Source organism: Pseudomonas sp. B21-015 (assembly GCF_024749285.1).
Lineage (GTDB): Bacteria > Pseudomonadota > Gammaproteobacteria > Pseudomonadales > Pseudomonadaceae > Aquipseudomonas.
This window is the reverse complement of the sequence record NZ_CP087196.1, coordinates 4,779,867-4,793,865: the sequence shown is the minus strand read 5'-3', so window position 1 is coordinate 4,793,865 and position 13,999 is coordinate 4,779,867. Positions and strand designations below refer to the sequence as shown.

Below are 13,999 nucleotides of genomic sequence, written 5' to 3'. Positions count from 1 at the left end.
GGCTAGCCTTCGCCCACGGCGAACCCTTCGATTTGCATCTTTTTCAATACGTCTTGCCAGCGCGACAGTTTTTTCGAGTCGCTGCTGCGTTTACCGCCGTTGGCCCCGGGCAAGTACAGGCCTTCGGCGTTGAAGGCGTACACCGGCAGCAGGTCTTTGCGTTGGGAGGCGGGGCGGATCTCGTCGATCAGGTTGTCCAGCACCAGAGGATCGGCCGTGGGGATGCTGTAGAAGGTCAACACCATGTGCGCCTGGTTCTGGGTCAGGGCCTTGACGTAGGTGATGCGCAGTTTTTCGCTGGGAACTCCGAGGTGGCGCAGGCTGAAATATTTCGCCAGGGCGTAGTCTTCACAGTCGCCAGCGGCCTTGATCAGCGATTCCACTGGCGTGGCCCAATAGTCGGTCTGACGCCAGATGCGCATGTCGTCCTGAAAACTCAGTTGTTGATTGAAGAAGCGATTGACCGCGTTCAGTTGTTCGCGCTCAGGCAGGTTGCGTTCGCTCTGCAGCATTTGACTCCAGGCCTCGATCCGTCCCCGGGCCGGGCCAAGGGGGCCGTGGCGTTTTTCAGCCGTTTGCAGAATCTGCGCAAAATCCCAGTCGGCCCAGACACTGCCCAAACCGGCCAGTAGAAAACTCGCCAGCAGCAGCCATCCGCCGAACCGAAGCCGGAGCGTTGACCATCCTGGACTACGCGGACTGCGGGACATGTCTGGCTGCTCGGGTGCAGATGTCTGAAGTCTAGGCGGTGTTTTCAGTGAGGAAGGGCAGGTCGTCGGACGAAGGGGCAGAGTTGATGATCGTTCCCACGCTCTGCGTGGGAATGCATCCTGTGACGCTCTGCGTCACACCGGCGAAGGGGACGCGGAGCGTCCCGGGCGGCGTTCCCACGGGGACCGTGGGAACGATCAATCTCAAGATTTGTGCAGGGTTTTCTGCTTGAGGATATAAATCGTCACCAGCACTGCACTGGTCAGCATGAACCCCCGCGCCCAAGGCAGGGGCACTAGGTAGCAGGAGAACAGGATGCTCGCCCACATCAACCCGATGGCGTAGACCTTGCCCTTGAGCGGGATGCCGTTGCCGCTCAGGTAGTCGCGAACCCACGGCCCAAGCCGCGGATGTTCAACCAGCCAGTGATAGAAACGCGGCGAACTGCGGGCGAAACAGGCGGCCGCCAGCAACAGGAATGGCGTGGTGGGCAGTACCGGCAGGAAAATCCCGATCACCCCCAACGCTACGCTCAGCCAGCCGATGGCCAGCAGCACGTAGCGCAACATCAGGGGGCGGTTGCCTATGGGGTTGTCCATAGGCAAAACCTTAGTGGTGACGTGGCTTGAGGATCGCCGGTTTTTCGTCTGGCGCGTTGCACAGCAGGTACAGCGCGGTCAGGGCTTCCGGGATCTGCACGATCATGTCGTCCATCAGGTTGGCGTCGGCCGCGATGTCGGAGAACTCAGGCTGTTCGTCGAACAGACCCGAACCGACCATGATCGGCAGCAGCATTTCGCTGACTTCGTCTTCGGCGGTTTCGAACCAGGCCGCTTCGCGCAGGAACACGCCTTCCATGAAGCCGATGCACCAGCCGCGCAGGTCGGAGTCGTCCGGGTCGTCGCCCAGGTCGAGGTCGCACGGCAGCTCGAACTCTTCGTCGGACGCCAGTTGGCGGGCGATGTGAGCCTTGAGGGCCAGCAGGGTGGATTCGATCGCTTCACGCTCGGTGTCGTCGGCGTAGTGCGGCTCTTCGGCGAAGAGTGCATCGATCCATTCACGGTCGGGAACGCTCTCGGAACAGATCGACAGCGCGGTGAGGTAGCCGTGGGCGGCCACATAGTCCAGCGCCTCGTCATGCAGCTCGTCGGCGTCGAGGAAGACTTGCAGGCGGGTTAGTTGCTCAGCGAAGGACATTAAAGGGCTACCTTGGGGAGAATATACGATGCGGGAATTCTAGGCCTTCTTGAGCGCTCAGGCCAGCCGCGCGGCATATTTGCCCCCTTGTGATGGAATCTGTGGTTGGGGGCAACAGAAAACCCTGTGGGAGCGTTGCATTGGCTTGCGCGCGTCTTATCAGCGGCGCCCTTTGCAGGGGAGGCCTCGGGTATACTCCCGCGTTTTGTGATGCCCTGCTGGCATCCGGGCTGAAATGTGAAGCGTCATGCAATGCGCACTTACGATTTGTCAGTGCAACCTGCGTGATTCTGAACCAGCCTTGCAGGGATGTTTCGGTGATTTTTGGAGTTTTTATGCTCGAACAGGCTCAACGCGTCCTCAAGGACATCTTCGGCTACGACCGTTTCCGTGGCCGTCAGGGTGCAATCATTGAGCGCGTGGCCAGTGGCGGCGACGCCCTGGTGCTGATGCCTACCGGTGGCGGCAAGTCCTTGTGCTTCCAGGTGCCGGCGCTGCTGCGCGAGGGCCTGGCGGTGGTGGTGTCGCCGCTGATCGCGCTGATGGACGATCAGGTCGCGACCCTCGAAGAGCTGGGCGTTGCGGCGGCGGCGTTGAACTCTACGTTGAGCGCGGAACAACAGCGTGATCTGGCGGCGCGGATCAAGCGTGGCGAAGTGAAAATGCTGTATCTGGCGCCCGAGCGTCTGGTTCAGCCGCGGATGCTGGCCTTCCTGCAAAGCCTTGAAATTGCTCTGTTCGCCATCGACGAAGCGCATTGCGTGTCCCAATGGGGCCACGACTTCCGCCGTGAATACCTGCAACTGGGCCAGTTGGCGGAGCTGTTCCCCAACGTCCCGCGCATCGCCCTGACCGCCACCGCCGATAAGCGCACCCGGGAAGAAATCGTCGATCGCCTGCATTTGCAGGATGCCGAGCGCTTTCTGTCGAGTTTCGACCGCCCCAACATTTTCTATCGCATCGTGCCCAAGGAGCAGCCGCGCAAGCAGTTGCTGGCGTTTCTCGCCGAGCGGCGCAGCGATGCCGGCATCGTTTACTGCCTGTCGCGCAAAAAGGTCGACGAAGTGGCGGTGTTCCTCAGCGAGCAAGGTTTCCCGGCGTTGCCGTACCACGCCGGCCTGCCCAACGACACACGGGCTCATCACCAGAAGCGCTTCCTCAACGAAGAAGGCCTGATCATGGTCGCCACCGTGGCGTTCGGCATGGGCATCGACAAGCCCAACGTGCGTTTTGTGGCGCACCTCGATCTGCCGAAGTCCCTTGAGGCCTACTATCAGGAAACCGGTCGCGGCGGTCGTGACGGCCTGCCGGCGGATGCCTGGATGGCCTACGGCCTGCAAGACGTGGTGATGCTCAAGCAGATGCTGCAAAACTCCGAAGGCGACGAGCGCCACAAGCGTCTGGAACAGCACAAGCTCGACGCCATGCTCTCGCTCTGCGAAGAAACCCGCTGCCGCCGCCAGACGCTGCTGGCGTACTTCGACGAAGACATGCCCGAGCCCTGCGGCCACTGCGACAACTGCGTCGATGGCGTACAGACATGGGACGCCACCGAGCCGGCCCGTCAGGCGCTGTCGGCGATCTACCGCACCGGCCAGCGCTACGGCGTCGGTCATCTGGTGGACGTGTTGCTGGGCAAGGACAACGAAAAGGTCCGCAGCTTCGGCCATCAGCATTTGTCGGTATACGGCGTAGGCAAAGCGCTGGGCGAAAGTGAATGGCGCTCGTTGTTCCGACAGCTGGTGGCCCGCGGTCTGGCGGACATCGACCTCGAGGGCTACGGCGGGCTGCGCCTGAGCGACACCTGCCGGCCGTTGCTCAAGGGCGAAGTGACCCTGGAACTGCGCCGCGACCTCAAGCCGCAAACCACCGCCAAAAGCAGCAAGAGCCAGGCCAGCCAACTGGTTCGCGGTGAAGAGCGCGAACAGTGGGAAGCCTTGCGTGCCTTGCGCCGCAAACTCGCCGAAGAGCATGGCGTGCCGCCGTACGTTATCTTCCCCGACTCGACGCTGCTGGAAATGCTCCGCAGCCAGCCAACTTCGCTGGCGGAAATGGCCACAGTCAGCGGCGTCGGCGCGCGCAAGCTGGAACGTTACGGCGAGGCCTTCCTCGAAGTGCTCGGCGGTCAGGTCGAGGCGCCGAAAGTGGTGGCCGATGTGCGCCACGAGCTGATCACGCTCGCCCGGGCCGGCATGACACCCCTGCAGATCGCCGGTCAGTTGCAATGCTCGGAAAAGAACGTCTACACGATGCTCGCCGAGGCCATCGGCAAGCAGCAGTTGTCGCTGGAACAGGCGCTGGACCTGCCCGAAGACTTGATGGGCGAAGTCCAGGACGCCTTCCTCGACGGCGAAGGCGAACTGCCGCCCGTGTCGGAGATTGCCGCGCTGTTCGCAGGGCGGGTGCCGGAAGGTGTTTTGTATTGCGTGCGTGCCGCTCTGCAGTCGGAATTCGAAATCTGAATGACCTGTCGCACAGATGTATCGATTCAGTACAGCGCACACCTTGCCTATAGCCAAAGGTCATGCTTAGCTGACTAATAATTAGTTTTTCTCTATTTCAGTCTAACCATGAGTTTTTTATGCCGTTAACCGATCAACACCGCTTTGGCATGCAACTGGCCCAGATGTCTCGAGGCTGGCGTGCCGAACTGGACCGCCGACTGGCTGGCCTGGGTCTGTCCCAGGCACGCTGGCTGGTGCTGCTGCACCTGGCGCGTTTCGATGATGCCCCGACCCAGCGCGAACTGGCGCAAAGCGTCGGCGTCGAAGGGCCGACTCTGGCTCGGCTGCTCGACAGCCTGGAAAGTCAGGGCCTGGTGCAACGCCAGTCCGTGCTGGAAGACCGCCGGGCGAAAAAAATCGTCCTCTGTGCCTCGGCCCGGCCGTTGATCGAACAAATTGAAACCATTGCCACTCAACTGCGCCACGAGTTGTTCGAAGGTGTCGATGAGGCGGATTTGAAGGTCTGTATGCGTGTCCACGGGCACATTCTGGCCAACCTGGAAAAATCTTGAGTCACAACCACGCGCCGGACTTTTGAGATACCCCGTTGGGCAGACTATAAAGAACTACTAGGCAATATCGTGTTCGTACCGGATGTACGAACGCGTACAGGTTGGTTCTGGTTATCTAAGGGATGCTCATGCTCGAGAGTTGGCACGTTGTATTGCGGTGTTGCGCCAGGCTGCTGCTGGTCGGTGGTGCCTTCACTTACTCGGCATTGGCCCCTGCGCTCGGGTTGGGCGACATCACCCAGCATTCGGCGCTCAATCAGCCGTTCAAGGCGGACATCGCCCTGGTGGACGCCAGTGGTCTGGAGGAGGGCGAGCTGTCGGTCAGCCTGGCGACGGCGGAGGAATTCAGCCGCGCCGGCGTCGAGCGGGTGTTCTTCCTCAACGACCTGAAATTCACACCGATCCTGCGGGGCAACCGCAGCCTGATCCGGGTGACTTCCAGTAAACCGGTCAAGGAACCCTTCCTGAATTTTCTGGTGCAGCTCAATCAGCCCAACGGGCGCTTGCTGCGCGAATACACGGTGCTGATCGATCCGCCGGGTTCACCGGGGATTGTTCCCGCCAATGACGACCCCGCGCCGCGCCCTCAGGCCTCCGAGTTTCCGTCCGTCGAACCGGCTGCTGCTCCGCCACCTGCTGCGAAGGATTCGGCGCCCAAGCCTGCCGCCGATCAAACCGCCGCCGCACCGGCGAGTGATCTTGTTGCCGAGCAACTGGCCACCAGCGTGCTGCAGAACCAGCAGCTGCAAAAGACTCTCGATGAACTCCACGCGAAGCTTCAGGCTCAGGACGAGCAGATCGCCGCTCAGAAAAAACAGGTGACCGAGCTGCAAACCCAATTGGCGGAAGTCAAACAGGCGTCGGCATCGGCGCCGCCGGTCGCACCCGAGGTGACGGCGCCGGTCCCGGTGGTTGCCGAGACGCCGGAAACAACCCATTGGCCGTTGATCGCCGGGTTGGTGGTGCTGCTGGCTTTGTTAATGCTCGCAGTGTTCATTCGCCGACAACGTCAGCAGGTTCAGGCCTTGCCCGAGCCGTTACCCGTGCCGCCGTCGCGCCATGAACCGGTGCTCAACCGTACAGCAGAACCGGCGAGGCAGGCGTCCCAGGCGCAACCGGTTGCCGGATCGGCCGAAGAGACGCCCGCCGGTGACGTGCTGGAAGGCGTCGGTATCTACCTGGCGTACGGCCGTTTGTCCGAGGCAGCCGGTTTGTTGCGAGACGCGTTGGCCAGGGAACCCCAGCGCACCGATCTGGCCGTGCAGTTGCTGGAAGTCCTCGGTAAACAGGGCGATGTGCAGGCTTATGATGCGCAGGAAAGCAGCCTGCAAGACGCCGGGTTCGATGCACAGCAACTTCAGGACATCCGCGCCCGCCATCCGAAACTGATCGGCGCCGCACCTGCGGTCGCTGCGGTCGCTGCGGTGGCAGCGACGCCACCGACGCCTGCGCAACTTGAAGCGGCATCAAGCGATGAGTTCCAGTTGAACCTTGATGACCTGTCGATGGATGCGAATTGGGACCTGATCAGCCCCTTCGAAAACTCATCGTCCAGCGCCAAACCGTCGAATGAGCCAACGCAGGCAGTCGAGCCCGGGTTCACCTCGAACCTGCATGTGTTGCCCGATGTCTTCGAAATACCCGACGAGCCGACGCTGGGCGAGCCTGAGCTTGAATGGGGCGCCGAACCTGACGCTCAATCTCTGGATGACAGCTTTCTCAACGAATTCGGCGATCCTGGCCAACCGCTGGAGCTTGAGCCGCTGAATGCCGAATTGATGGATATTGAACCGGCCGGGCCGAGCAGCGCGGGCAAACTCGAGCAGGCTCAGACCTGCATCGACGACGGTGATCTGGACAGCGCCATCGAGCTGCTCAACGAGTTGCTCAAGGAAGGCGACGAGCCGCTCAAGGAAACGGCCCGGACGCTGTTGGCCGGCATCCGATAGGGATGTTTTGAAGATCTAATGTGGGAGCGGGCTTGCTCGCGAAGAACGATGACACGGTTTTTCTGATAAACCGCGTCGTCTGCTTCGCGAGCAAGCCCGCTCCCACATTTTATTGAGGATGCCTGGAACGTTTGCCCCGGGGACCGCCTCTTCGCCAAAGCCCGAAAATGGCGCGCATGGATCTCGGGGCGAGCGATAAAGGCGGCTATCATGGCGACGCCCTCAGGCTCAGGAGTTTTGCCCATCATGACCACACGTAAACCGGAAATCGTCATCACCTACTGCACGCAATGCCAATGGTTGCTGCGCGCCGCCTGGCTGGCCCAGGAGTTGCTCAGCACCTTCGGTGACGACCTGGGCAAAGTGTCCCTGGTGCCTGGCACTGGCGGGATTTTTCACATTTTCTGTGACGATGTGCAGCTCTGGGAGCGCAAGGCCGACGGCGGCTTCCCCGAGGCCAAGGTGCTCAAGCAGCGGGTCCGCGATCAGATCGATCCGGACCGCGACCTGGGCCACAACGACCGCACTCAGTGAGACGGGGCTTGCGCCGCCACGGCGTTCTTGCTTGAGCTGCCGGAGAGCCTGCTGGAAACCACGATGGCCACGATGATCAACGCGCCGCCGATCAGCATGCGCAGGGTCGGGTTTTCATCGAACAACAGCCAGGCCAGGGTGATGCCGTAAACCGGCTCCAGCGCAAACACCACTGACGCGGTCCGGGCCTTGATCACCGCCAGGCTGGCGACGAACAGGCTGTGGGCCACGCCGGTGCAGAACACCCCGAGCAGGCCGATCCACAGCCAGTCGATGGCGCGTACTTCGCTCAACTGTGGCACCGCCACTGGCAGCAGACAGATCGCAACCACCACGTTTTGACACAGCGCGGCCTGCACCGGCGGGATTCGTCCGGAGCTGGCGCGGTTGGTCAGGGACAACAGGGCGAACAGCAAGCCGGAAGTCACCGCCCACAGCAGGCCGGTGGTGGCCCCGCTGGCCAGATCGAAGTCCGGCGTGACCAGCACCAGTCCGACGCTGACCAGCACCACCAGCAGGATTTCATTGGCGCGGATGCGCTCACGGAAAATCAGCCCTTCGAGGATCACGGTAAACGCCGGGAAACTGGCAAAGCCCAGGGTCGCGATCGCCACCCCGGCCACCTTCACCGCCATGAAGAAACTCACCCAGTGCCCGGTCAGCAGCAAGCCGCTGAGCAACAGGCGGCGCCAGTCCACGGCGTCGAGTGTCTGCCAACGGGTATTACTGGCGAACCGGGCGAAAAATGCCAGGGCGAGGACGGCGAACGCGGCACGACCGAACACGATGATTGCGGGTGAGGCGGCGGCGAGTTTGCCGAACACGCCGGTCAGGCCGAACATCAGTGCACCGATATGCAGAGCGCCAAGGGCGGTACGGGGAGTCATTGCAGTCCTTAACGACAAACGAACACATGTGTAGGCGCTGCCGAAGGCTGCGATCTCTTGATCTTGATCTTTGTCGATCCCGAAAAGATCGCAGCCTTCGGCAGCTCCTACATTGAATCGTGCTGAGCCGGTTATGTCTGTCGCCAGACTCGCGTCATTTGTCGCCAGCCTCGCGTCGTAATTTACCGGGCGAGGCACCGAACTCGCGCAACACCGCGGCAGCGAACGCGCTCTGGGAACTGTAACCGACCCGACAAGCGATCTCGCCAATGGGCAGCGCCGAATCCCGCAGCAAGCCCACGGCAATGTGCAGCCGACGACTGCGAATGTAGTCCATCGGTGTCTGCCCGCATTCAGCCACGAACCGAGCATGCAAGCGAGCGCTGGACAGGCCGGCAATGCGCGCCAGATCGGCAACTTGCAGCGGATAGGCCGCGTATTGATCGATGTGAGCATTCAGCGCCGCATACGGCAGGCGCCGACCGCCCGCACTGTCGGGTCTGGCGTTGTTGAGGCTGGCCAGCAACAGCACTGCGCCTTGCTGGGCGATCAGCGGATCACTGATCTGAGTGCCCGCCAGCCAACTCACCAGTTGGCTTTGCCCGGCGTCCAGCGACAGGCGTCCGGCAGTGTCGAGCAAGCGGCGGCTGGCCTCGGCGTGGTCCCCCAGTGACTGAGATACCCACTGTTCGCTCGGCACATCCAGCACCAGGCAACGACTGCCATGGGCACTGTCGCAGGCATGATGCGCCCCGGACGGCACCACCACGAAACTCTGCTGAACCACCTGACTGCCGCGCCCCTCGACCTCGAAATCCAGCGCGCCCGACAGCCCGAACACCAGTTGCGCGTGGTCGTGGCTGTGGACGATCAGGTCGTGGGTGTACTGGCGTAGCGTGAGGATCGGTCTCATCGCAGGTCTCATGGCGATTTTTCTGAGTGAGGTCGTCAGTCTACACCGAGGCCCCGCGTTCGCGCGTTGTCACAGGACTGACTTGCGATTGTCATGGGCAATTAACCCGACCGGCGCAAGCTTGCCAAAACTTGTCCTGAGGGTTGCCCATGACCAGCGCCGAGCTCGCCAAACCCAGCCGTAAGCAACGTGTGCGGACCCTGTGGATTTCCGATGTGCATCTGGGCACCCGGGACTGCCAGGCCGAACACCTGTCGCAGTTTCTCAAGGGCTATCACGCCGACAAGATCTACCTGGTCGGTGACATCATCGACGGCTGGAAACTGCGCAGCGGCATGTATTGGCCCCAGGCGCACACCAATGTGATTCGTCGCCTGCTGACCATGAGCAAGCGCGGCACGGAGGTGATCTACGTCACCGGCAACCATGACGAGTTCCTGCGCCGATATTCCAAGCTGATGCTGGGCAATATCCAACTGGTGGACGAAGCCGTGCATGTGACCGCCGATGGCCGTCATCTGCTGGTGATTCACGGCGACCAGTTCGACGTGATCACCCGCTACCATCGCTGGCTGGCTTTTCTCGGCGACTCGGCCTACGAGTTCACCCTGACCCTCAACCGCTGGCTCAACCATTGGCGCGCCCGTTATGGCTACGGTTACTGGTCGCTGTCGGCGTACCTCAAGCACAAGGTCAAGACCGCCGTCAGCTTCATCAGCGATTTTGAAGAGGCCATCGCCCACGAATGCGTCAAACGCGAGTTGCACGGGGTGGTGTGCGGGCACATTCACCATGCAGAGATTCGCAAGGTCGGTGAGGTGGATTACCTCAATTGCGGGGATTGGGTGGAGTCGTGCACGGCGCTGATCGAGCATTGGGACGGTTCGATCGAGTTGTATCGGTTGGCCGATGCCCAGGCGCGAGAGGCGGAGTTGAAGGCGGTGAAGGTCGCGGAGCCAGCCTAAAAACAAGGTATCTGGGCTGGCCTCATCGCGAGCAGGCTCGCTCCCACATTAGAATTGTGGTGTGCCAAATATAGGTGGCTCACTGTAGATCCACTGTGGGAGCGAGCGTGCTCGCGATGGACTGCGCAGCGGTCCCCGACATCAGGCTGACGCGTGTTCTTCCATCGCAGCCTTGTAAATTGAATTCTTCGGCTGCGCGAACAACCGCTCCATCATCGGCTCAAAGAAACTCAGCGGCAGCGTGTCGTACGCCGGATCGAACGCCGCCGCATCGTACCGGGCGCAAAATTCGATGGTTGCCTGATACTGCGGATGACGGCTGAATTGCTCGCGCAAATGCCGGTCCATGCCCAGGTGATGGAAGAAGTAATAGCCCTGGAAAATCCCGTGTTTCTCCACCATCCACAGGTTCTCGGCGTTGACGAACGGCTTGAGGATCGCCGCGGCGATGTCCGGGTGGTTGTAGGAGCCTAGTGTGTCGCCAATGTCATGGAGCAGGGCGCAGATCACGTACTCTTCGTCACGACCATCGCGCCAGGCACGGCTGGCGGTTTGCAGGGAGTGGGTCAGACGATCCACCGGGAAACCGCCAAAATCCCCCCTCCAGTAACTTCAGGTGCGCCACGATCCGTGTCGGCAATTGTCGGGCATAGGCGCTGAAATCTGAGGCGATGATCGCCCAGTCTTCCTGTGTGCCGTCCTGCATATGGGTAAAACGGGCGCGGGCATACATCGGCTATCCTCTTGTTCTGATCGTAAGGGATGTTTTGAGTGTAGGACGCTGGATCCAGCGTCGCAGTGGCTGCACAGCCTAGAACGGCACACGACCCACAAGCATGTCGCGGTACATGACGAAATCGCCGAGCAAGCTGTAAAGAGGATGTTGAAAGGTTGCAGGGCGATTCTTCTCGAAGAAGAAATGCCCGACCCAGGCAAAGCTGTAACCGGCCAGCGGCAGGGCCAGCAACATCCACCAGGCGCCTTTGCCGATGGTCAGCACCAGAATGAAAATAACCAGCGTGGTGCCGACAAAATGCAGTCGTCGGCAAGTGCTGTTGCGGTGTTCGCTGAGGTAATACGGGTAAAACTCAGCGAAGCTGTTGAATCGTTTGATGTTTTCCACGACTGCGATCTCTGTGGTGTGTGTGCAGGCGACAAGTTGTTCTGCGGGTAGCTTATTTGAGTCTAGAGTGATCATTGGCATCAGCCAGTGACAATAGGCGCCACTTTAGTATCCTTCGGAAATGGGTCGTGGCATGCGGCCATCACGTAGTAAACGCCATGAGCGAACGAACGACTTCTGCAAGCTGGGCGATGGGGATTGTCAAAGCACTGGAAATGGACGGCCTGGACTGCCGGGGTCTGTTCAAGCAGCTAGGGCTCGACTATGCGGCACTGGATGATCTGGATGCGCGCTTCCCGCAAGATTCCATGACACGGCTCTGGCAGCGCGCGGTCGAGGTGTCCGGCAACCCGGCGATAGGCCTGAACATGGGCAAGGTGGTGCGACCGGCGTCCCTGCACGTCGCCGGTTATGCCTTGATGTCCAGCCGGACCCTGGCCGAAGGCTTTCAGCGCCTGGTGCGTTATCAGCGAATCATCGCCGAAAGTGCCGACCTGAGTTTCCGCTTGCTGGATGAAGGCTATGCGTTGGTTCTGACGGTGCATGGCGACCACCTGCCGCCGACCCGACAAAGCGCCGAAGCATCGCTGGCCTGTGCCTTGGCGCTTTGCGGCTGGTTGACCGGGCGCACGCTGCAACCGCGCAAAGTACTACTGCAGGGCGATCTGCCCGTCGATCTCGAACCCTATAAGCAAGCCTTCCATGCCCCGATAATGTTCAACGCGCCGTATGACGCCTTGATCTTCGAACGCGCCGACCTGGAGGCGCCGTTGCCCACCGCCAATGAGGCCATGGCGTTGTTGCACGACCGCTTTGCCGGTGAGTACCTGGCGCGGTTTTCCGAGAGCCGCGTGACCCACAATGCGCGGCAGGTGCTGTGCCGTTTACTGCCCCAGGGCGAACCCAAGCGCGATGCAGTGGCGCAGGCGCTGCACCTGTCGCAACGCACCTTGCAGCGACGCTTGCAGGAAGAGGGCACGAGTTTTCAGATGTTGCTGGATGACACGCGGCGTGAACTGGCCGAGCAATACCTGGCGCAACCGAGCATGACCCTGCTGGAAATTGCCTACCTGCTGGGGTTTGCCGATCCGAGCAACTTCTTCCGCGCCTTCCGACGCTGGTTTGACGCCACCCCCGGCGAATACCGGGCGCGGTTGATGGAAGCCCCCGAGCGGATCAGTGACGCCAGAACGCAGGGATACACAGAACAAACACCGTAATGATCTCCAGCCGGCCCAGTAACATGCCGAACGAGAGAATCCACTTCGCGGCGTCGGGCAGGCTGGCGAAGTTGCCCGCCGGGCCGATCGTTTCGCCCAGCCCCGGGCCGACGCCGGACACTGTACTGGCCGCGCCGGTAAGGGCAGTCATCCAGTCCACGCCGAGCAGCGATAACAGCAGTGCGATGACGCAAATGGTGATGGCGAAAAAAAATGAAAAGGTCAGGATCGAACGCACGATCTCTTCGTCCAGACGGTGGCCGTTGTATTTCTGCTTGATCACCGCGCGCGGGTGAATCAATTGGTTAAGGTTGGCCTTGAGCAGAATGTAGGCCACCTGGAAGCGGAAAATCTTGATCCCGCCAGCGGTTGAACCCGAACAGCCGCCGACAAACCCCAGATAGAAGAACAGCATCAGCGAGAAGTTGCCCCAGAGGCTGTAGTCCCCCAATGCAAAGCCGGTGGTGGTCACCACCGACGTCACGTTCAGCGCCACATGTCGCAACGCCTCCAGCCAATGCAGCTCGGTGGTCCACCAATACCAGGTGCCGAGCACCAGCCAGGTCACCAGCAACATGCCGAGCAAGCCTTGAACCTGTTCATCCTTGATCAGCGCCCGACGGTTACCGCGCAACGTGGCGACATACAGGGTGAACGGCAGGGCGCCGAGAATCATGATGACGATCGCGACCCAATGCACCGCAGGCTCCGGCCACTTGGCCAAAGACTGGTCGGAGGTCGAGAAACCACCGGTGGAAATCGCTGACATCGCATGGTTGATGGCGTCGAACGGGCTCATCCCGGCCCACCAGAACGCCAGGCTGCCGAAAATGGTGATGCCGACGTAGGTCGCAACGATCAAACGCGCCACCATGTGCGAACGAGGCATGACTTTTTCGGAACGGTCCGACGACTCGGTCTGAAACAGCCGCATGCCCCCGATGCGCAGCAATGGCAGAATCGCAACCGCCATGCCGATAAAGCCGATCCCGCCGATCCAGTGCAGCAATGAACGCCATATCAGGATGCCGGGGGACATGCTGTCCAGGCCCGTGAGCACCGTCGCACCGGTGGCGGTGATGCCGGACATGCTTTCGAAGAACGAGTCGGTGTAGCTGATGTTCTGGGTCAGCAGGAACGGCAGGGCGGCGAAGATGCACACCACCAGCCAGCTGCTGACCGTCAACAGGTACATGTCTCGCGGGCGCAGATGGATGTGCTCGGGGCGCCCTGGAATGACCAGGGCCAGGCCGGCAACAAAGGTAATCATGCTGGCCCAGAGGAACGATGTGAGGTCGCTGGTGCGTTCGAAGATCACCAGGGTGGCCATGGGCACGACCATGGAAATGGCCAGCGTGATCAGGAAGATGCCGATGATGAAACCAATGATCCGTAAGGTCGGCAACGCCATGAAGTCCGCTCGGGCTGAATTAGGGAGGGCGCCATTCTACCTGCGGGGCAGGGCATGTAAACCGGCAACCCCG

At 61.1% G+C, this 13,999-nt stretch carries 13 protein-coding genes and 1 pseudogene; 6 read left to right on the top strand and 8 right to left on the bottom strand.

What is annotated here, in order from left to right; genetic code table 11:
• Positions 1 to 2: 2 nt before the first annotated feature.
• From lapG to LOY38_RS21950, 3 genes are all read right to left on the bottom strand, one after another.
• On the bottom strand, positions 3 to 710 hold the full coding sequence (gene lapG, locus LOY38_RS21960; RefSeq protein WP_258697020.1) for a cysteine protease LapG: 708 nt from the start codon (positions 708 to 710) through the stop codon (positions 3 to 5).
• A gap of 204 nt (positions 711 to 914) precedes the next feature.
• Positions 915 to 1,310, bottom strand: coding sequence for a YbaN family protein (locus LOY38_RS21955; protein WP_258697019.1), 396 nt, complete (start codon positions 1,308 to 1,310; stop codon positions 915 to 917).
• 10 nt (positions 1,311 to 1,320) lie between these two features.
• Positions 1,321 to 1,908, bottom strand: a complete 588-nt coding sequence (locus LOY38_RS21950) for a YecA family protein (protein ID WP_258697018.1) — start codon at positions 1,906 to 1,908, stop codon at positions 1,321 to 1,323.
• 335 nt (positions 1,909 to 2,243) lie between these two features.
• Between LOY38_RS21950 and recQ the strand changes: the two genes are divergently transcribed.
• The 4 genes from recQ to LOY38_RS21930 all read left to right on the top strand — a co-directional run bounded on the left by recQ (position 2,244) and on the right by LOY38_RS21930 (position 7,407).
• A complete protein-coding gene (gene recQ / locus LOY38_RS21945) occupies positions 2,244 to 4,370 on the top strand; it encodes a DNA helicase RecQ (protein ID WP_258697017.1) in 2,127 nt (708 codons plus the stop codon).
• 119 nt (positions 4,371 to 4,489) lie between these two features.
• Positions 4,490 to 4,924, top strand: a complete 435-nt coding sequence (locus LOY38_RS21940; RefSeq protein WP_258697016.1) for a MarR family transcriptional regulator — start codon at positions 4,490 to 4,492, stop codon at positions 4,922 to 4,924.
• 128 nt (positions 4,925 to 5,052) lie between these two features.
• A complete protein-coding gene (locus LOY38_RS21935) occupies positions 5,053 to 6,873 on the top strand; it encodes a FimV/HubP family polar landmark protein (RefSeq protein ID WP_258697015.1) in 1,821 nt (606 codons plus the stop codon).
• A 246-nt stretch (positions 6,874 to 7,119) separates the two neighbouring features.
• A complete protein-coding gene (locus tag LOY38_RS21930; protein WP_258697014.1) occupies positions 7,120 to 7,407 on the top strand; it encodes a SelT/SelW/SelH family protein in 288 nt (95 codons plus the stop codon).
• Here the strand turns inward: LOY38_RS21930 and LOY38_RS21925 are convergent.
• Positions 7,401 to 8,294, bottom strand: a complete 894-nt coding sequence (locus tag LOY38_RS21925) for a DMT family transporter (protein ID WP_258697013.1) — start codon at positions 8,292 to 8,294, stop codon at positions 7,401 to 7,403. The genes LOY38_RS21930 and LOY38_RS21925 overlap by 7 nt on opposite strands.
• 154 nt (positions 8,295 to 8,448) lie before the next feature.
• Positions 8,449 to 9,207 carry an AraC family transcriptional regulator gene (locus LOY38_RS21920; RefSeq protein WP_258697012.1) on the bottom strand — a complete coding sequence of 253 codons (759 nt, stop codon included), beginning with the start codon at positions 9,205 to 9,207 and terminating at the stop codon, positions 8,449 to 8,451.
• Between the two features lie 149 nt (positions 9,208 to 9,356).
• Between LOY38_RS21920 and LOY38_RS21915 the strand changes: the two genes are divergently transcribed.
• Entirely contained in the window at positions 9,357 to 10,172 is an 816-nt protein-coding gene (locus LOY38_RS21915) for a UDP-2,3-diacylglucosamine diphosphatase (RefSeq protein ID WP_258697011.1), read from the top strand.
• Between the two features lie 141 nt (positions 10,173 to 10,313).
• Here the strand turns inward: LOY38_RS21915 and LOY38_RS21910 are convergent.
• Positions 10,314 to 10,905 (bottom strand): annotated as a pseudogene (locus LOY38_RS21910) (HD domain-containing protein).
• A gap of 78 nt (positions 10,906 to 10,983) precedes the next feature.
• Positions 10,984 to 11,295 carry an Mpo1-like protein gene (locus LOY38_RS21905; RefSeq protein ID WP_258697010.1) on the bottom strand — a complete coding sequence of 104 codons (312 nt, stop codon included), beginning with the start codon at positions 11,293 to 11,295 and terminating at the stop codon, positions 10,984 to 10,986.
• A 158-nt stretch (positions 11,296 to 11,453) separates the two neighbouring features.
• Between LOY38_RS21905 and LOY38_RS21900 the strand changes: the two genes are divergently transcribed.
• A complete protein-coding gene (locus LOY38_RS21900) occupies positions 11,454 to 12,515 on the top strand; it encodes an AraC family transcriptional regulator (protein ID WP_258697009.1) in 1,062 nt (353 codons plus the stop codon).
• Here the strand turns inward: LOY38_RS21900 and LOY38_RS21895 are convergent.
• Entirely contained in the window at positions 12,472 to 13,926 is a 1,455-nt protein-coding gene (locus LOY38_RS21895; RefSeq protein WP_258697008.1) for a TrkH family potassium uptake protein, read from the bottom strand. The two genes, LOY38_RS21900 and LOY38_RS21895, sit on opposite strands and share 44 nt — an antisense overlap.
• Between the last annotated feature and the right edge of the window lie 73 nt (positions 13,927 to 13,999).